Source organism: Pseudomonas frederiksbergensis (genome assembly GCF_003732705.1).
Classification (GTDB): Bacteria; Pseudomonadota; Gammaproteobacteria; order Pseudomonadales; family Pseudomonadaceae; genus Aquipseudomonas; species Aquipseudomonas frederiksbergensis_F.
Window position 1 is genome coordinate 324,798 of the sequence record NZ_MOBR01000009.1, and the last position, 18,346, is coordinate 343,143.

General features: G+C 60.0%; 15 protein-coding genes. 13 read left to right on the forward strand and 2 right to left on the reverse strand.

Features of this window, described 5'->3' with window-relative positions:
* Positions 1–190 precede the first annotated feature (190 nt).
* The gene (locus BK667_RS13120) at positions 191–1,099 is read right to left on the reverse strand and encodes a helix-turn-helix domain-containing protein (protein WP_123597848.1); all 909 of its coding nucleotides are present in this window, start codon (positions 1,097–1,099) and stop codon (positions 191–193) included.
* Positions 1,100–1,260: 161 nt separating this feature from the next.
* Here BK667_RS13120 and BK667_RS13125 point away from each other — a divergent pair, with 161 nt between their 5' ends.
* The 13 genes from BK667_RS13125 (at position 1,261) to BK667_RS13190 (ending at position 17,379) form a co-directional block, all read left to right on the forward strand.
* Positions 1,261–2,619: a glutamine synthetase family protein gene (locus BK667_RS13125; RefSeq protein ID WP_123508304.1), complete on the forward strand. Its 1,359-nt coding sequence runs from the start codon at positions 1,261–1,263 to the stop codon at positions 2,617–2,619.
* Positions 2,620–2,780: 161 nt separating this feature from the next.
* Positions 2,781–3,869, forward strand: a complete 1,089-nt coding sequence (locus tag BK667_RS13130; RefSeq protein WP_123508303.1) for a polyamine ABC transporter substrate-binding protein — start codon at positions 2,781–2,783, stop codon at positions 3,867–3,869.
* A gap of 14 nt (positions 3,870–3,883) precedes the next feature.
* Positions 3,884–5,170, forward strand: a complete 1,287-nt coding sequence (locus tag BK667_RS13135; RefSeq protein ID WP_259698024.1) for an NAD(P)/FAD-dependent oxidoreductase — start codon at positions 3,884–3,886, stop codon at positions 5,168–5,170.
* A 204-nt stretch (positions 5,171–5,374) separates the two neighbouring features.
* A complete protein-coding gene (locus tag BK667_RS13140) occupies positions 5,375–5,971 on the forward strand; it encodes a paraquat-inducible protein A (protein WP_123597850.1) in 597 nt (198 codons plus the stop codon).
* Complete coding sequence (locus BK667_RS13145; RefSeq protein ID WP_123508301.1) at positions 5,968–6,624, forward strand: paraquat-inducible protein A; 657 nt, start codon at positions 5,968–5,970, stop codon at positions 6,622–6,624. Before BK667_RS13140 ends, BK667_RS13145 begins: the two co-directional genes overlap by 4 nt.
* Positions 6,605–8,260, forward strand: a complete 1,656-nt coding sequence (locus BK667_RS13150; protein WP_123508300.1) for a PqiB family protein — start codon at positions 6,605–6,607, stop codon at positions 8,258–8,260. The genes BK667_RS13145 and BK667_RS13150 overlap by 20 nt, the downstream gene beginning before the upstream one ends.
* A 17-nt stretch (positions 8,261–8,277) precedes the next feature.
* A complete protein-coding gene (locus BK667_RS13155) occupies positions 8,278–8,826 on the forward strand; it encodes a PqiC family protein (protein WP_123597851.1) in 549 nt (182 codons plus the stop codon).
* Between the two features lie 415 nt (positions 8,827–9,241).
* Positions 9,242–9,877: a lipopolysaccharide core heptose(II)-phosphate phosphatase PmrG gene (gene pmrG, locus BK667_RS13160; RefSeq protein WP_123597852.1), complete on the forward strand. Its 636-nt coding sequence runs from the start codon at positions 9,242–9,244 to the stop codon at positions 9,875–9,877.
* 160 nt (positions 9,878–10,037) lie between these two features.
* Complete coding sequence (gene arnT / locus BK667_RS13165) at positions 10,038–11,762, forward strand: lipid IV(A) 4-amino-4-deoxy-L-arabinosyltransferase (protein WP_123597853.1); 1,725 nt, start codon at positions 10,038–10,040, stop codon at positions 11,760–11,762.
* Positions 11,763–11,901: 139 nt separating this feature from the next.
* Positions 11,902–13,404, forward strand: coding sequence for an ArnT family glycosyltransferase (locus BK667_RS13170; protein WP_123597854.1), 1,503 nt, complete (start codon positions 11,902–11,904; stop codon positions 13,402–13,404).
* 310 nt (positions 13,405–13,714) lie between these two features.
* Complete coding sequence (locus BK667_RS13180; protein WP_123597855.1) at positions 13,715–14,728, forward strand: iron ABC transporter substrate-binding protein; 1,014 nt, start codon at positions 13,715–13,717, stop codon at positions 14,726–14,728.
* 3 nt (positions 14,729–14,731) lie between these two features.
* Positions 14,732–16,330: an ABC transporter permease gene (locus BK667_RS13185; protein WP_123597856.1), complete on the forward strand. Its 1,599-nt coding sequence runs from the start codon at positions 14,732–14,734 to the stop codon at positions 16,328–16,330.
* Positions 16,327–17,379: an ABC transporter ATP-binding protein gene (locus BK667_RS13190; RefSeq protein WP_123597857.1), complete on the forward strand. Its 1,053-nt coding sequence runs from the start codon at positions 16,327–16,329 to the stop codon at positions 17,377–17,379. Before BK667_RS13185 ends, BK667_RS13190 begins: the two co-directional genes overlap by 4 nt.
* 6 nt (positions 17,380–17,385) lie before the next feature.
* Here the strand turns inward: BK667_RS13190 and BK667_RS13195 are convergent, their stop codons facing one another.
* Positions 17,386–18,324 (reverse strand): site-specific integrase, encoded by a 939-nt coding sequence (locus tag BK667_RS13195; RefSeq protein WP_123508292.1) that lies wholly within the window; start codon positions 18,322–18,324, stop codon positions 17,386–17,388.
* Positions 18,325–18,346 lie beyond the last annotated feature (22 nt).

Here is an 18,346-nt window from a genome sequence, read left to right on the forward strand (position 1 = left end):
GGTTCATTTATGTCGATAGCGACGAACAGAAGCTAGATGAGGGTGATGCTTCGTCAAATAATAGAAATGCCTGGAGAAATCCCTAAGTCTTTGATATGCAAAGAAACAGCTCCAAGAATTGACCGGCCTGGAAACATCAAGCTACATATGCAGGAAAGGTCCTACAGATAATTACTAATTGTCGGCTTAGTTACACTCTGCTTCCACGCTTGAGCGTTTCGCTCGGCAACTCTTTAAATAGCGCGTAATAACTGCTGGAAAACCGCCCCAAGTGCCAGAACGACCAATGCATCGCCACTTCGGCAACCGTGGTTTCCATGGTTGTACGGCTGAGCAGTTCACGGTGGGCGCTATTGAGCCGGCGCAGGCGCAACCAATGGGTCGGTGTTATCCCGGTAAAAGCCTTGAACGCATGCTGCAACTGACGAAGCGAAACTCCCGCGACCTGGGACAGTTCCAGGAGATTGAGGGTTTCTTCCGGCGCATCAGCGGCCCACTCTCCCACTCGCTTCATGATCGTCCGCTCTTCGGCACGTTTCTGAAGGCCGCCGCGATCCAGGCGCACGCAAGCGTTGTCGAGGATGTACAGACAGTCTTCCAGCAGTTGCAGGGTCAGCGCCTCGCGACTGGGCGGATCGAACGTCTGCGCCAATTGGGTCAGCGTTGTGCTTAGCCAGCGACTGAACAGCGCGTTCTGCTGGCAATTGAGCGGCGACATGAACAAGCCTTCCAGCCGCGCCACATTCAAGCCATGGCGCTGGACGAACTCGGGCCCGAACACCACGGCGATCTCCTGGTAATTCTCCGGGGTGATCCAGATGTTGCGACTTTCGCCATTCAACACGTACAGCGAGTTGTCGCTGCGATCGAAACAGAACGCCAGCGAGCCTTGCGGCGCACTGAAATTCTGCTCGACCCGGGTGTTCATGTGTTCTTCGTAAATCTCCACGCCCTGCAGGTCCAGATAGCGCACCAGTCCGGCGAAATGCCCCGGCGACATCTGCTGGTAATGCTGCACCCAACCCGGTGTGGCGCGGATTTGCTCGGCGACATCGGCGGTGTTGAACGCTTGGACTTGTAACGGATTGCACGCTGTCATGGGTGACCTTACGCACTCGTTTGGTGCGTTTTGGTGCTGCTTAAAGTGGATAGATGGAACCGCAAGGCTCGCCCAAGATAGTCGTCAACGCGCTTCAGGGGAAGTGTCTGTCGGATGCGACCGCCCTCCCCGGCGTTACTAAAACCAATAACGAGGTCTTTATGAATGTCCCTTTCGATCAGCTGTTCACGTGGCTGAAAGATCACAAGATTACTGAGGTCGAGTGTGTGGTCAGCGACTTGACCGGCATCGCTCGCGGCAAGATTGCACCGACTAACAAGTTCCTGAATGAGCGAGGCATGCGCCTGCCGGAAAGTGTGCTTTTGCAAACAGTAACCGGGGATTTTGTCGACGACGACATCTACTACGACCTGCTCGACCCGGCCGACATCGACATGATCTGCCGCCCGGTCGCTGATGCGGTCTACGTGATTCCATGGGCGATCGAGCCGACCGCTATCGTGATCCACGACACCTTCGACAAGTTCGGCAACCCGATCGAGCTGTCGCCGCGCAACGTGCTGAAGAAAGTCCTGCAGCTCTATACCGACAAGGGCTGGAAGCCGATTGTCGCGCCGGAAATGGAGTTCTACCTGACCCAACGTTGCGAAGATCCGGACTTGCCACTCAAGGCGCCGCTGGGCCGTTCCGGTCGTGCGGAAAGTGGTCGGCAGTCATTCTCCATTGACGCCGCCAACGAATTCGATCCGCTGTTCGAAGACGTCTACGACTGGTGTGAACTCCAGGGCCTGGACCTCGACACGCTGATCCACGAAGACGGCCCGGCGCAGATGGAAATCAACTTCCGTCATGGCGATGCCCTCGATCTGGCCGACCAGATCACCGTGTTCAAACGCACCCTGCGCGAAGCGGCGCTCAAGCACAACGTGACCGCGACGTTCATGGCCAAGCCGATTGGCGATGAGCCGGGCAGCGCCATGCACCTGCACCAGAGCGTGGTCGATATCGCCACCGGCCAGCCGATCTTCGCGGATGCCGAGGGCAAGATGAGCGAGCTGTTCCTGCACCACATCGGCGGTCTGCAAAAGTACATCCCTAAAGTGCTGCCAATGTTCGCGCCGAACGTGAACTCGTTCCGCCGTTTCCTGCCGGACACCTCGGCACCGGTGAACGTCGAGTGGGGCGAAGAAAACCGCACCGTCGGCCTGCGCGTGCCGACCTCAACACCCGAGGCCATGCGCGTGGAAAACCGTTTGCCCGGCGCCGACGCCAACCCCTACCTGGCGATCGCCGCGAGCCTGTTGTGCGGCTATTTGGGGATGATCGAGAAGATCGAGCCGAGCGCTGCGGTGCAGGGGCGTGCCTATGAGCGTCGCAACTTGCGCTTGCCGATCACCATCGAAGATGCGCTGACGCAAATGGAAGAATGCGAAACCGTCGGCCGTTACCTGGGCAGCAAATTCGTGCGCGGGTATGTCGCGGTGAAGCGTGCCGAACATGAAAACTTCAAACGCGTGATCAGCTCTTGGGAACGGGAGTTCTTGTTGCTCAGCGTCTGATCTTGATCGTCATGATCGTTCCCACGCTCTGCGTGGGAACGCCTCAAGGGACGCTCCGCGTTCCAATGGGACGCAGAGCGTCCCGGGCTGCATTCCCACGCAGAGCGTGGGAACGATCACGTGCAAACGCCTAAAAATCCAACAACTCATTGAGGTGTCGAATGCGTCTATTGAAATCCGTGGTTCCCGTCGCGCTGGCGATGTTGTTCAGCGCCGTTGCGCAAGCTCAGCCACAGGTCAGCGTCTACAACTGGACCGATTACATCGGCGAAACCACCCTCGCCGACTTCCAGGGCAAAACCGGGATCAAGGTGATCTACGACGTCTTCGATTCCAACGAAACCCTTGAGGGCAAACTGCTCGCCGGCCGCACCGGGTATGACGTGGTGGTGCCGTCCAACCATTTCCTCGCACGCCAGGTGAAGGCCGGCGCGTTCCTTAAACTGGACCGCTCGCAACTGCCGAACTTCAAGAACCTCGACCCGAAACTGCTCGCGCTGCTGGAGAAAAACGATCCGCAGAACGCACACTCGGTGCCGTACCTGTGGGGCACCAACGGCATCGGCTACAACGTCGACAAGGTCAAGCAAGTGCTGGGCATCGACCATATCGATTCCTGGGCCGTGCTGTTCGAGCCGGAGAACATCAAGAAACTCAGCCAGTGCGGCGTATCGATGATGGACTCGGCGGATGAAGTGTTCCCGGCGATCCTCAACTACATGGGCATGGATCCGCGCAGCGAGAATCCCGAAGACTTCAAAAAGGCTGAAGCCAAACTCCTGAGCATCCGCCCGTACATCACCTATTTCCACTCGTCGAAGTACGTTTCCGATCTGGCCAACGGCGATATCTGCGTGGCCTTCGGCTACTCCGGCGACGTGTTCCAGGCCGCCAACCGCGCCAAGGAAGCCAAGAACGGCGTCAACATCGCCTACGCCATTCCGAAGGAAGGCAGCAACTTGTGGTTTGACCTGTTGGCCGTTCCCGCCGACGCCGCCAACCCGAAAGAAGCCCATGCCTTCATTAATTACCTGCTGGACCCGCAAGTGATCGCCAAGGTCAGCGCCTCGGTGGGTTACGCCAACCCGAACCCGGCGGCCAAGCAATACATGGACGAGGCGTTGGTGAACAATCCTGAGGTCTATCCTTCCCAGGCCGTCCTCGACAAACTCTACATTTCGACCACCCCGCCCCAGGCGATCATGCGTCTGATGACCCGTTCCTGGAGCAAAGTGAAGTCCAATAAATGAAACAGGTAAGTGCAATGGAACATGCCCGCTCCTACTACGCCGCGACCGCCAAGTCGCTGGCGCCCTACCCCGCGCTGGCTTCGGATCTGGATGCCGACGTCTGCGTGATCGGCGGCGGGTTTACCGGGGTCAACACCGCCATCGAACTGGCCCAGCGCGGGCTCTCGGTGATCCTGCTGGAGGCCCGGCGCATTGGCTGGGGCGCCAGCGGGCGCAACGGTGGGCAGTTGATTCGCGGCATCGGCCATGATGTCAGTGGGTTTGCCCGCTATGTCGGGCAAGAAGGCGTGCGTTACATGGAGCGCGCCGGGGTTGAATCCGTGGCGCTGGTGGGCGATCGCATCCGCGAGCACGGGATCGACTGCGACCTGCGCTGGGGTTTCTGTGAGTTGGCCAACACGGCGGCGCAGTTTGCGGCGTTCAAGGCTGAGCAAGCTGACTTGATTCAGTCCGGATATGCCCATGAAACCCGGCTGATCGGCCCCGAACAGATCCGTCAGCAGGTGGTGAATTCGGGTGTGTATGCCGGCGGTTTGATCGACATGGGCTCGGGGCATCTGCATCCGCTCAATCTTGTCCTCGGCGAAGCGCGACTGGCCGAATCCCTTGGGGTGCGGATCTTCGAACAGAGCCCGGTGCTGGAATTGATCCATGGCAGCACCGTGCAGGTTCGCTGCGCGGGCGGCACGGTCCGCGCCGGCAGTGTGGTGCTGGGTTGCAATGCGCATCTGGAAGAACTGGAACCGAAACTCAGCGGCAAAGTGCTGCCGGCCGGCAGCTACATCATCGCCACCGAACCGTTGTCAGCCGAGGTCGCCGCGCAACTGATCCCGCACAACCTCGCCTTGTGCGACCAGAAAGTCGGCCTCGATTACTACCGGCTCTCGGCGGATCGGCGCTTGCTGTTCGGCGGCGCCTGCCATTACTCCGGGCGAGACCCATCGGACATCGCGGCCTATATGCGCCCGGCCATGCTCAAGGTGTTCCCGCAACTGGCCAACGTGCGCATTGATTATCAATGGGGCGGCAAGATCGGCATCTCGGCCAACCGTTTCCCTCAAGTCGGGCGCTTGAGCCAGCACCCGAACGTGTTTTACGCCCAGGGCTATTCCGGCCATGGCCTGAACGTGACCCACTGGTGCGCGAAGCTGCTGGGTGAAGCGATCCATGCCGGGCACAGCAAAGGTTTCGACGTGTTCAGCGCCGTGCCGCACATGACCTTCCCCGGTGGCCGCGCCCTGCGCTCACCGCTGCTGGCCCTTGGCATGTTCTGGTATCGCCTGCGCGAGATGCTCGGTTAACCCCCTCCCGCCGACGACAACACCAAATCTGTAGGAGCAAGGCTTGCCCGCGATAGCGATTTCAAGGACGCCATCGCGGGCAAGCCTTGCTCCTACAGGGGGGGCAGCGCATGCCCTTGAACCGCCTTTTAATTTGCTCTATCGCAAGGCACTTCTATATTGAGGAGGTGCTCTGACTTTTCTGCCTCCTTGCGAATGCGACCCATGGCCAAGACTGACCAGTTGATCATCTGCGAGCACTGCGACTGCGTGTATCAAAAAGTCACGCTCGCCAAACATCAGAAAACCCTGTGTACCCGCTGCGGCGGTGTGCTCCAGCGCTATAACGGCCTGACAATGGAGCAGCGCCTGGCCTTGACCCTCACCGCGCTGATGCTGTGGATCTTTGCCAATTTCTACCCGGTCATGAGCATCAGCCTCAAAGGCCTGAAAAACAGCGCCACGCTCTGGGATTCGGTGCTGGCCCTGAGCCTGGGACCGATCACGTTCATCGCCATGGTGGCCGCGATTTCGATGATCATCGCGCCGATCTTCCAGTTGTTGTTGCTGATCTGGGTCTTGGGCTTCGCCCTCAAGGGCCGGCGCTCGCCGGGTTTCAGGTTCTGCATGCGCTGGCTGGAAACGCTTCGGCCCTGGAGCATGCTGGAAGTGTGTCTGCTGGGCGCGATGGTCGCGGTGATCAAGCTCGCCGGGTTACTCGATGTGCTGCCCGGCATCGGTCTGTTCGCCCTGGCCATTCTCAGCCTGATGATGATCCGTATTGCCGGGCGCGATATCCGTGAGCTGTGGGACATCCTATGACAACGCCTCCGGTCGCCAGCGAACTCGGCCTGTGCCTGTGTCACAGCTGCGGCCTGGCCTGTGACATGACCAACGAGCCGCATGAATGCGAACGCTGCGGTGCACCGCTGCATCGGCGCAAGACCAACGCCCTGGCGCGGACCTGGGCCTACATGTTCACCGCCCTGGCGTTTTACGTTCCGGCCAATCTGTTGCCGGTGATGAACACCAAAATGGTCGGCAACGGCGCCGACAGCACCATCATGAGCGGCGTGCTGGAGTTCTGGGAGGCTGGCGCCTGGGACATTGCCCTGATCATTTTTATCGCCAGCATCGCCGTGCCGGGCATCAAATTCGTTGCCTTGACGCTGCTGCTGGTGACCGTTCACCGCGACAGCCTGTGGGCGCGCAAAGAACGCTCGAAGCTGTACCGCTTCGTCGAGGTCATCGGCTACTGGTCAATGCTCGACGTGATCGTCGTCGCGCTGGTCGCGTCCCTGGTCAAGTTCCAGGCCCTGGCCGATATCGAACCGCGCGCGGGCATCCTGTTTTTCGGCCTGGTGGTGGTGTTCACCATGCTCGCGGCGATGAGCTTCGATCCCCGGATGATCTGGGATAAAGAGCCGGATCCATCACAAAACGAGGAGGACATGGATGAAGTCGCAAGCCACTGAAGGGCCGCAAGCCCCGGGCCAGGCCAGTATCAAGACTCGTCGTTTCAGCGTTTCGCTGGTCTGGATCGTGCCGATCGTGGCGGTGCTGGTGGGGATTTCCCTGGTGGTGCACAGCCTCATGCAGGAAGGCCCGACCATTGTCGTGACCTTCAAGACCGGCGATGGCCTGACCGCCAACAAGACTGAAGTCAAATATCGCAACGTGGTGATCGGCCATGTCTCGGACGTGGAATTGAGCAACGACCATAGGAGCGTCGATGCTACGATCAAGCTGTCCAAAACAGCCGAAACCTTCACCCGCGAAGACTCGCAATTCTGGGTGGTGCGCCCGCGCATCGGTGCGGGCGGCGTTTCGGGTATCGATACCTTGCTGTCCGGCGACTACATCGGCGCCGATATCGGCCACGGCGACGGTCGCGCCAAGAACTTCAAAGGCCTGGAAAATCCGCCGCCCATCACCTACGGCGAGCCGGGCAAACGCTTCACCCTGCATTCCCAGGATTTGGGTTCGCTGGACATTGGCTCGCCGGTCTACTACCGCAAGATTCCGGTCGGCCAGGTGGTGGCCTATGCGCTGGATGCCGATGGCAAAGGGGTGAATCTCGAAGTTTTTGTACACTCGCCCAATGATGCCTATGTCACCGAAAACACTCGGTTCTGGAACGCCAGCGGCATTGACCTGAACATTGGTGCCAACGGTTTTGCGGTAAAAACTGAATCGCTGTCCTCGTTGCTGGTGGGCGGCATCGCTTTTATCGCCCCGCAATACAGCCCCAACGATCAGCCGGCCACCGAGGAGAAAACCTTCGAGCTGTTCGATGACCAGACCACCGCCCTTGCCCCACCTAATGGCAAGGCGCAATACCTGAGCCTGCGTTTCGACCAGGCCCTGCGCGGGCTCAAGGTCGATGCGCCGGTGGAATTCCTCGGCATGGAAATCGGCAAGGTGGTGGCGATCAATCTGGACTTCGACGAGAAGAAACGCAGCTTCCCGGTCAACGTCGGTATCGTGATCTACCCGCAACGGCTCGGTCAGGCCCACACCAAAATGGTCAAGGCGCTGATGCATGACCCGAATGACGAAGCGGCGGGCGTGCGCCTGATGGGCACCTTTATCGAAAACGGTCTGCGCGCCCAGGCCCGCAGCGGCAACCTGTTGACCGGTCAGTTGTACATCTCGCTGGATTTCTACCCGAAAGCCGAAAAAGTCGCGTTTGATCCCGATGCTCGACCGGTCAGCATTCCGACCATCCCTGGCAGCCTCGAGCAATTGCAGGAAAAACTCGAGGCTATGGTCAACAAGATCAACCAACTGCCAGTGGAACGGATTGCCGGCAACCTCGACAGCAACCTCGTCGAGCTGCGCAAAGGCTTGGCGCAATTCAACGCCAAGACCCTGCCCGGCGTGCAAACCACCTTGGCGGACGTCAGCAAGACCCTGAACTCGGCCAGTTCGACCCTGGCCGAAGACTCGCCGCAGCGCGAACAACTGACCCAGACCCTGGACGAACTCAAACGCATGTCGCGTTCCCTGCGTGAACTCTCGGATTACCTCGGCCGGCACCCGGAATCGCTGATTCGCGGCCGCCCCGACAACGCCGCGCCGGCCGACCTGCAAGGGCCACCGCGTAACTGACCACAGGAGCAACATCCATGGCTTTTTCGCCGAAGATCACCTTGGTCGCTGCGTTGTTGCTGCTCGCGGCGTGCCGCAGTGACCCGATTCACTTCCACACCCTCACCCCGGCACAACCTGCCCGGACCAGTGGCGAGGAGATAAAGATAGAAGGCATCAGCGTGCCGCCGCAGGTTGATCGTCCGCAAATAGTCATTCGCCAGGGCAACAGCGGCCTGGCGATTCTCGAAACGGATTGGTGGGGGGCGAGCCTGTCGGATGAGTTGCGCAGCGCATTGGTAGATCAATTGTCCAACAGCAACCCCCAGCGCAAAGTGTCGTTGCGCGTGGATGTGCAGCGCTTCGACTCGATTCCCGGCCAGTACGGCTTGATCGACGTCAAATGGCGTTTGCGGCCTCTCGGTGCCGGCGATAACTCGCTGGTCACTTGCCGCAGCACTTTGCAGACACCGTCGGGGCCTTCTATCGAGGATTTGGTGACCGCCCAGCAGAACAACGTCAAACGTCTGGCTGCGGTGATCAGTCAAGCGGCGGCAGCGCTGCGGGGTTGCCCGGCTTCGCCCTGAAAATGCGGTAGCCCCTCCCTGCATCAGCCCGATGGCTCCGTGACGGCCGTTGGGTTGTTATCGACCAACATGAGCGCCAGCAACATCTGGTAATAATACTGCTCATGTATTTGATATTAGTTTTCAAATACCTCGTCTCCCAACTGCTTAGTCAACTACGCTCTGCCCACTGAAACTAAAAGGAAGCAGTTTCGTGAGCAGCAGCGCAATTCTCCGCAAATTTTTCACATCCGTTTCACCGGGTTCATACGCACTCCCCCTTAGTGTGTTGGGCATTGTAGAAACTTTTACTAATCAACTTAAAAACCGCCGACATTTTCCCGGGTCAGGCGGTGTTGTGCACAATTTTCGGGTTATCCAAAGGGGCAAGTCCGTGTTCGAATCAGTGTCATCTGCCATACCCTCCAGACGATGGATGCCCTCGCGACTCACCAGGATTGTCGGCGTGTCAGCCTTGGTTACGGTGGCTGCATTGGTCACGGGGTTCGTCATCTGGCATCGCTCCCCGGCCGACCTGGGCAGTGCGAATGCCCAGACGCATGCCGAATTGCTCCAGCACTGGCGCGCCGGCGACGTGGTGGTGTTGGTGCGTCATGCCGAGCGCTGCGACCGCTCCAGCAACCCATGCCTGGGCCCGGCGGACGGCATCACTCAACTCGGCAGCCAGTCGGCCTCCGCCGTGGGCCAAGGCTTTGTGCGCCTGGGCATGGCACAGACCGATGTCTTCGCCAGCCCGGTCACTCGCACAGAGCAAACCGCGCATTACATGTTTGGAAAGGAAGCGACGAACCAGGAATGGCTGGCCAGTTGTGGCAAAACCCTGCGCGACGATGTGATCGCCCACAAGGTGGCCCATCGCAACACAGTGCTGGTAACTCACAGCGGTTGCATCAGCGATTTCGAAGTCCAGACCGGTTTCAAGCATGCGAAAGCCAGTGAATACAGCAGTTCATTGTTTGCAAGCATTGGCACCGATGGACAACTTAAAGTGCTAGGCATCTTGAATGCCGATGATTGGCATTCGCTGTTGAGCGATAAAGCCTTGAAGTAATGTTCCCCTACCGTTAGTTGCCTAACGTTAAAACGCTTAGTTTGGCGCTTTACCGCGCGTTCGTAAAAAACTTGTCTGGTTTAAATTCCTTCAGGAACTGTTCAGTCAGGAAGGTTGATAGTTCTCTGGAGCCACAGCGTCCCTGCGTTAAGGTCGAGTGATGACGTCCCACAACAACGTGTTGCAACACCCTGCGGGCAAGATGTCCCGCCGCCCCGCACCTGCCACGACTGCCGTCGAACGCTGGATCGTTCCCGGTTTGCTCCTGGCCTTCGTGCTGTTCTATTTATTGCCGCTGGTGAGCCACGGCTTGTGGATCCCCGACGAAACCCGCTATGGCCAGATCGCCCAGGAAATGCGCCTGAGCGGCGACTGGATCGCCCCGCATTTCATGGGTATCCGCTATTTCGAGAAACCCATCGCCGGCTACTGGATGATCGCCATCGGCCAGGCCCTGTTCGGCGACAACCTGTTCGGCGTGCGGATCGCCTCGGCGCTGAGCACTGGATTGAGCGTGTGGCTGACGTACCTGATCGCCCGCCGACTGTGGAACGACCCGCGCAAAAGCGGTGCCTGTGCATTGCTCTACATGAGTTTCGGGCTGATTGCCGGGCAAGCTGGTTATGCCAATCTCGATCCGCAGTTCACGTTCTGGGTCAATTTGAGTCTGGTGGCGTTGTGGTTTGCCATCGACAGTCCCTCGGGTAAACAGCGACTCGCAGCCTGGGCCGTGTTGGGTGCGGCTTGCGGCATGGGCTTCATGACCAAGGGTTTCCTCGCCTGGCTGTTGCCGGTGCTGATCGCCCTGCCCTACATGTTATGGCAGAGACGCTTGGGTGAACTGCTGCGTTATGGACCGATTGCGCTGGTGGTCGCAGCGGCGGTGAGCCTGCCGTGGGTGCTTGCCATCCACCATCAGGAACCGGACTTCTGGCGGTTTTTCTTCTGGAATGAGCATATTCGCCGGTTTGCCGCCGACGATGCGCAACACGCGCGGCCGTGGTGGTTCTACCTGCCGTTGCTGGTGGTTTCGAGCCTGCCGTGGGCAGCGTTGTTGCCGTCGACCTTTATCCAGGCCTGGAAAAACAAGCGTGAACCGGCCCTGGGTTTCCTGCTGTTGTGGTTGCTGTTGCCCCTGACCTTTTTCAGCCTGAGCAGCGGCAAGTTGCCGACCTACATCATGCCGTGCCTGCTGCCGCTGGCGTTGCTGATGGGGCATGCCGTGATGGGCCTGATCGATCAGGCGCAAGACCGGGCCATTCGTTTCAACGGTGCCATCAATGTAGTGTTGGGCTGCGTTGGCCTGATCGCCTTGATATACATCCAGGCAACCAAGGAAATCTTCGAAAACACCGAGATGTTCAGCCTTTCCCTGGCCTATATCGTGTTGGCCGGCTGGATCATCGCCAATGCGTTGCAAGTCTCACGCCCCTTGCAGTTCTGGGCTGCGCCGGCGTTGGGCAGCTGGCTACTGGTGGCGCTGCTGCCGGCGGCGATGCCGGCGACGATCGTCAACAGCAAGATGCCTGACCAGTTCATTGCCGAACACCTGGATGCGTTGAGCCAGACCTCCTCGCTGCTCAGTAACGACCTGGGCGCGGCGTCGGCCCTGTCCTGGCGCCTGAAGCGACCCCAGGTTGACCTGTTCAACACCATTGGCGAGCTGAAATATGGTCTGGACGATCCGGCCATGGATTCGCGCAAAGTCACCAAGGACAGCGTTGGCCAATGGATGACTGAAGCACGCAAGAAAGGCTCGGTGGGGGTGGTGATGCGGGTCAACAGTGTGCAAGAGGTCCAGGAAGTCGAGTTGTTGCCGGTGGATGGCAAGCGCTATGAGCGTGGCAATCTTGAAATTCTGATTTTCCCGCAAAGCAAACCTTAAACACCAAACCCTTGTGGGAGCGGGCTTGCTCGCGAATGCGGTTGTTCATTCAACATCAATAGTGACTGACCCTCCGCCTTCGCGAGCAAGCCCGCTCCCACAGGGGCACGCGGTGCTACTTAAAATCGGGAAACCCTCCATGAAGTTCCACGCAAGTGACAGGGCCGCGCTGTGGCTCCTGCTGGGCGCGACTGCCCTGATGTTGTTGTTGGGTTTAGGCTCGCGCGAGCTCTGGGGCGCGGAAACCCGCTGGGCCAACATCGCCTTGCAGATGCTCCAGAGCGGTGACTATTTTGATCCGTACCTCAAGGGCGGGCCGTATTACGACAAGCCGTTGCCGTCCTATTGGCTGATCACCGCCACGGCGTGGTTGACCGGCGGCCTGGGAAACTGGTCGCTGCGCCTGTCCTCGGTGATTTCGGCGTGGTTGAGCGTGTGGCTGGTGTACCTGCTGGGTGAGCAATTGTTTCGCAAAGGCACCGGGCTGATTGCCGGCTGGATGCTGGCGACCACCTTCTACTTCGTGTTTTGGGCACGGGTGGCCACGGCCGACATCCTGACCGTTTGCGGCGTACTCGCGGCAGTGTGGTGGTACTGGCGCGGGCCGGACGACACCCGTCTGGGCCGCTACCTGGTGTTTTTCCTGTTGCTGTCGCTGACGTCGCTGTTCAAAGGCCTGATCGGCTTCATTCTGCCGGGCTTGCTGCTGTTGCCTCATCTGCTGCAGGACGGTCGCTGGAAACGTCACCTGAATCTGCGGTTGTGTCTGGCGCTGGTGATGGCCGGCGCGTTCTACATGACGCCGTTTATCCTGTCCCATTTCTACGGAGCCCCCACCTACGGCGAAAGTGGCCTGGGCCTGGTGTTGCGGGAAAACGTCGTGCGGTTTTTCCAGCCGTTCGACAACATTGGGCCGATTTACACCTACCTGATTTACCTGCCGGTCTACACCCTGCCCTGGGCGCCGTGCTGGATCATCGCGGCGTGGGTCGCCGTGCGGCACTGGCGCGGCGTCGAACCCAATACCCGCTGGCTGATCTGGGGTCTGGGTTTGTTGATGTTGTTCTTCACCGCCAGCGGCAGTCGGCGCAGTTACTACGTGTTGCCCCTGGTGCCATTTGCGCAATTGCTTGGGGCTTGGTGGATCACCCAACGCAACCCGGTGAGTCGTGGCTGGAAGATCGGTTTCGGCGCGGCCACCGTGTTATTGCTCGCGGTGCTGGGCGTGCTCTATCCGTGGACCAACGGCGGTGGCGGCGTGGTTCAGTTCGGTGAGGCGGTCAAGTTTGAGGCGAGCAAGCGTGCGCCCCTCAAGGACTGGCGCCTGGTCATGATCGAAGTCGATAACAAAGTGCCGATGTACCTGCAAACCGGCGGTGCGCCCTTCTATTACGTGCAGGAAAACCAGGACTTCCCACGCACGGGTGACAGTGCTGCGTTGATGAACTGGCTGGACACCACCAGCGGCCAACACTGGGACCCGCAACGCACCATCATCGTGGCGCAATTTCGCACTGGCGATGCTTTGCCGCTGTCCTACCTGAGCGCCGACCATCAGGTCATCACCACAACGCCGACTAATGGCGAGCGGCTGTTTCATGGGCGGGAGGACCAAAGCGTGGCGTTTGTCCCCCAGTCCTGACCAACACCAATAATCCCCTGTGGGAGCGAGCCTGCTCGCGAAAGCGTCGTGTCAGTCAACATGGATGTTGGATGTGACGGCCTCTTCGCGAGCAAGCCCGCTCCCACAGGTTTTTTCTGCGCTCATCACCTTCTCGGCCATGACAGGAATTAACGGTTTTTTTAACGTTTTTTTCTCATTCCGCGCTCTACATTCGCCGCGCCTCAAACATGCAAATGATTCCTATTGATCTACAGTTATTGAGAACCCTCCTCGTCAACACTGTGGACGGCGATGGCAAAAATCAAAAAAAAACTGGAGCGCGCAGCGCATGACTTCCCGTATCCCTTCGTTTCTTAAAACCGCACTGCTGACCGCCGCACTGGTCAGCGCCGGGCATGTGTACGCCGCCGACGCCGACGGCATCGTGGTCTACAACGCGCAACACGAAAGCCTGACCAAATCCTGGATCGAGGGTTTCACCAAGGAAACCGGGATCAAGGTCACCGTGCGCAATGGCGACGACACCGAGATGGGCAACCAGATTGTCCAGGAAGGCGCAGCCTCCCCGGCGGATGTGTTCCTGACCGAAAACTCGCCAGCCATGGTGTTGGTGGATAACGCCGGACTGTTCGCCCCGGTCGCGCCCGCCACCCTCGAACAGATTGGTGCGCCTTATCGTCCGGCTCACGGCAAATGGGTCGGCATCGCCGCGCGCTCCACGGTGTTTGTCTACAACCCGAGCAAACTGGCTGAAGCTGATCTGCCCAAGTCGCTGCTGGACCTTGCCTCGCCCAACTGGAAAGGTCGCTGGGGCGCTTCGCCGGGCGGTGCCGACTTCCAGGCGATCGTCGCCGCCGTGCTCGAACTCAAGGGCGAAGCCGCCACCCTCGACTGGCTGAAAGCGATGAAAACCAATTCCACGGCGTATCGCGGCAACAGCGCGGTGCTTAAAGCCGTGAATGCCGGGCAGATCGACAGCGGTGTGATCTACCACTACTACCGCTTTGGCGATCAGGCCAAGACTGGCGAAAACAGTAAGAACACCTCGTTGCACTACTTCAAGCACAAGGATCCGGGCGCGTTTGTCAGCATCTCCGGTGGCGGCGTCCTGGCGTCCAGCAAACACAAGGAACAAGCCCAGGCTTTCCTGAAGTGGGTGACGGGCAAGGACGGCCAGGCGGTTTTGAAGAACGGTAACTCGTTCGAGTACGCCGTGGGCCAGAACGCCGAATCCAACCCGAAACTGGTGCCGTTGGCACAACTCGATGCACCGGCCGTCGACGCCTCCAAGCTCGACAGCAAAAAAGCGGTGGAACTCATGACTCAGGCCGGACTGCTCTAATTGATGCCTGAAACCCTGCCGTCGGGTGTCGCTTCGGCGATCCCCGCGAACTCGCTGCGACGCTCCCGTGGTCTGTTTACGGGCCGTGGTGGCGCGTGGGTGATGGGTTTGTCGGTGCTGGTGTCGCTGCTGGCGCTGTTGCCCATTGCCTTTGTGATTGGCGTATCCTGGCAAACCGGTTGGGCGGCCATCGAGAAACTGGTGTTCCGGCCTCGGGTCGGCGAATTGCTGGTCAACACCGTATTGCTGGTGGCGATCACCCTGCCCTTGTGCATTGCGTTGGGCGTTGCGCTGGCCTGGCTGACCGAACGCACCAATCTGCCAGGGCGACGTGGCTGGTCGTTGCTGGCCACCGCGCCACTGGCAGTGCCGGCATTCGTTCACAGTTACGCGTGGGTCAGCCTGGTGCCGTCGATTCATGGGTTGCCGGCCGGCGTATTGGTGTCGGTGATTGCCTACTTTCCGTTCCTGTATCTGCCGGTGGCCGCGACCTTGCGCCGGCTCGATCCAGCCATCGAAGACGTGGCCGAATCCCTCGGGCTCAAACCCTGGGCGGTGTTTTTCCGGGTGGTGTTGCCGCAACTGCGGCTGGCGATTTGCGGCGGCGCATTGCTGGTCGGCCTGCATTTACTGGCCGAGTACGGTTTGTACGCGATGATCCGTTTCGACACCTTTACCACGGCGATTTTCGATCAATTCAAATCGACCTTTAACGGTCCGGCCGCGCAGATGCTGGCCGGGGTGCTGGCGCTGTGTTGCCTGGCCATGTTGACCGTCGAATCGGCGGCTCGTGGCAGCGCCCGGTACGCCCGTGTCGGCTCGGGCAGTGCCCGGGAGCAGCGGATTGTGCTTCTGGATGGCAACACCACCCGGCTCGCCCTCGCCCTGCAAGTCGTGACCTGCCTTCTGGCGCTGGGCGTTCCGCTGATGACCCTGGGCAAATGGTTGATCGCCGGAGGCAGCGAAGTCTGGCAATTGAGTGAGTTGCTGCCGGCCCTGGAACAGACGCTGCTGCTCGGGGTCGCTGGCGCCGCCCTGACCACCTGCGCCGCGATTCCGATTGCGTGGCTGTCGATTCGCTCGCCGGGTCGTGTGCAACGGGTGCTGGAAAGCTGCAATTACATCACCAGCTCGTTGCCCGGCATCGTGGTCGCCCTGGCCCTGGTGACGGTGACGATTCACTTCGCCCGGCCGATCTACCAGACCACCATTACGGTGTTGCTGGCGTATCTGCTGATGTTCCTGCCCCGGGCGCTGGTGAGCTTGCGCGCCGGCATCGCCCAGGCCCCGGTGGAACTGGAAAACATGGCCCGCAGCCTCGGTCGCTCCCCCGGCCGGGCCCTGTGGCTGATCACTTTGCGCCTGGCCGCACCGGGTGCCGCGGCCGGCGCCGCCCTGGTGTTTCTGGCGATCACCAATGAGTTGACCGCCACCCTGCTACTGGCCCCCAACGGTACACGCACCCTGGCCACCGGTTTCTGGGCCATGACCAGCGAAATCGACTACGCCGCAGCGGCGCCCTACGCGCTGATCATGATCTTGCTGTCGCTGCCGCTGACCGGACTTCTCTATCATCAATCCAAACGCACGGCTGGCCGATGAACGCCCTCGAACTGAACTCGATCTACAAATCCTTCGGCACTCAGCGCGCCCTGGAAGACATCAGCCTGTCAGTGCCCACCGGCAGCCGTACGGTGATCGTCGGGCCGTCCGGCTCGGGCAAAACCACTTTGTTGCGGATGATCGCCGGCTTCGAATTTCCCGACACCGGCAGCCTCTCGCTCAACGGCCAGACCCTGGTCGACAGCACGCACTCGGTGCCGGCGCACCAGCGTTTGATCGGATACGTGCCCCAGGACGGCGCGCTGTTCCCGCACATGACCGTGGCCGCCAACATCGGTTTCGGTTTGACGGACAAAGGCCCGGCCCGGCAGGAACGCATCGCCGAGTTGATGGACAGCGTCAATCTGGACGCGAACATGGCCAAGCGTTGGCCCCATGAACTGTCCGGCGGCCAGCAACAACGGGTGGCCCTGGCCCGGGCGCTGGCGCAGCAGCCGCGGTTGATGCTGCTGGATGAACCGTTCTCGGCCCTCGACACCGGGTTGCGCGCAGCCATGCGCAAGATGGTTGCGCGATTGCTTGAGGCTGCCGGCGTGACCACCATTCTGGTGACCCACGATCAAAGCGAAGCGTTGTCGTTCGCCGATCAATTGGCGGTGATGCGTCAGGGCCGGTTGGTGCAGTCGGGGCACCCGATGGACTTGTACCGCTATCCCGAAGATGAGCAAACCGCACTGTTTCTCGGCGACGCCGTGGTCATGCCGGCGCGAATCGAGGCCGGTTGGGCCCATTGCGACTTGGGGCGGATACCGGTCAACAATCAGGGCAAAAACGGCTCGGCGCAGATCATGTTGCGACCCGAGCAATTGCAGGTCGGTAACTCAGCGGTGGATGCCCTCGGCTGTCCCGGCGTGGTCACCGAGCGCGACTTTGGTGGCAACACCTGCACTTTGACCGTGGAATTGCTGCCCGGTGAATTCGAGCCGGGCCGATCCTTGCTGGTGCGCAGCTCCGGCATGCACGCGCCACCCGCCGGCAGCGCGGTGCATGTCACCACCCTCGGCCATGCCCATGTGCTGAGCGACTGACAGCGGTCACAGATCGAAGCGGTCTACCGCCCGGCGCCGTTCATTGTCATTGCGCACATCGTAGTTGGCGGTGGTCTGGATGTTGCTGTGATGCGCCAGTTTCTGGGCGATCGACAGGTCGTGTTCTTCGATCACCCGAGTGATAAACGAACGACGGAAATCATGGGGCATGATCTTCACCCCGACCTGGGCGCCACGTTGCCGGGCAATGTAATAGATCGCATGTTTGGTGATGCGCTCGCGGGTGATGTGACTGCCGCGACGGATACGGTTGAACAGGAATGGATCGTCCTCCAGCCCTTCCCCCAGTTGAGAACGCCGCAACTCCAGCCATGCGTCCAGTTTGGCGAACGCCCAGGCTGGCGCGTATTTGATCAACTGCTTATTGCCCTTGGCCGTGACCCGCAGGCTGCGCTCGCTGAAATCCACCTGGTTCAGGTCCAGGTTCACCGATTCCGACTTGCGCATGCCCGAACCGTACAACACCGCAATGATCGCGGCGTCCCGCAGGCCTTGTGGCCGTGGGTCGGCGGCACAGACTTCCATCAACTCCTGAATCAGCGTGCGCTTGAGGTTGCGCCCCTGGGACAACCGCGTGCCGGCAATGCCTTTGACCGAGCGCATTTTCAGCAAGTGCTCCTGGCTGATCAGGCTCATGCGCCAGGCTTCGTTCATGACGCCTCGTACGGCGTTCACATACAGCGAAGAGGTGTTCGGCGCGTAACCGTCGGTGCGCAAGGCCGCCACTAACGCGACGACATCCTCAGGCTGGAGTTCGTACCAGGGAATTTCCTCGATGTTCATGTCTTCGAAGCCCAGGCGATCCGCCGCGTCTTGCAGGACATAGCGCATGGTCAGTTGGCTGGACGGCGCCAAGCGCGCCAAATACACGATCAGCGGGTTGGTTTTTGTAATCTTGGTGTCATCAACAGGTAAGTCAATCAAACGAAAAAGCCTTGAATGAAAA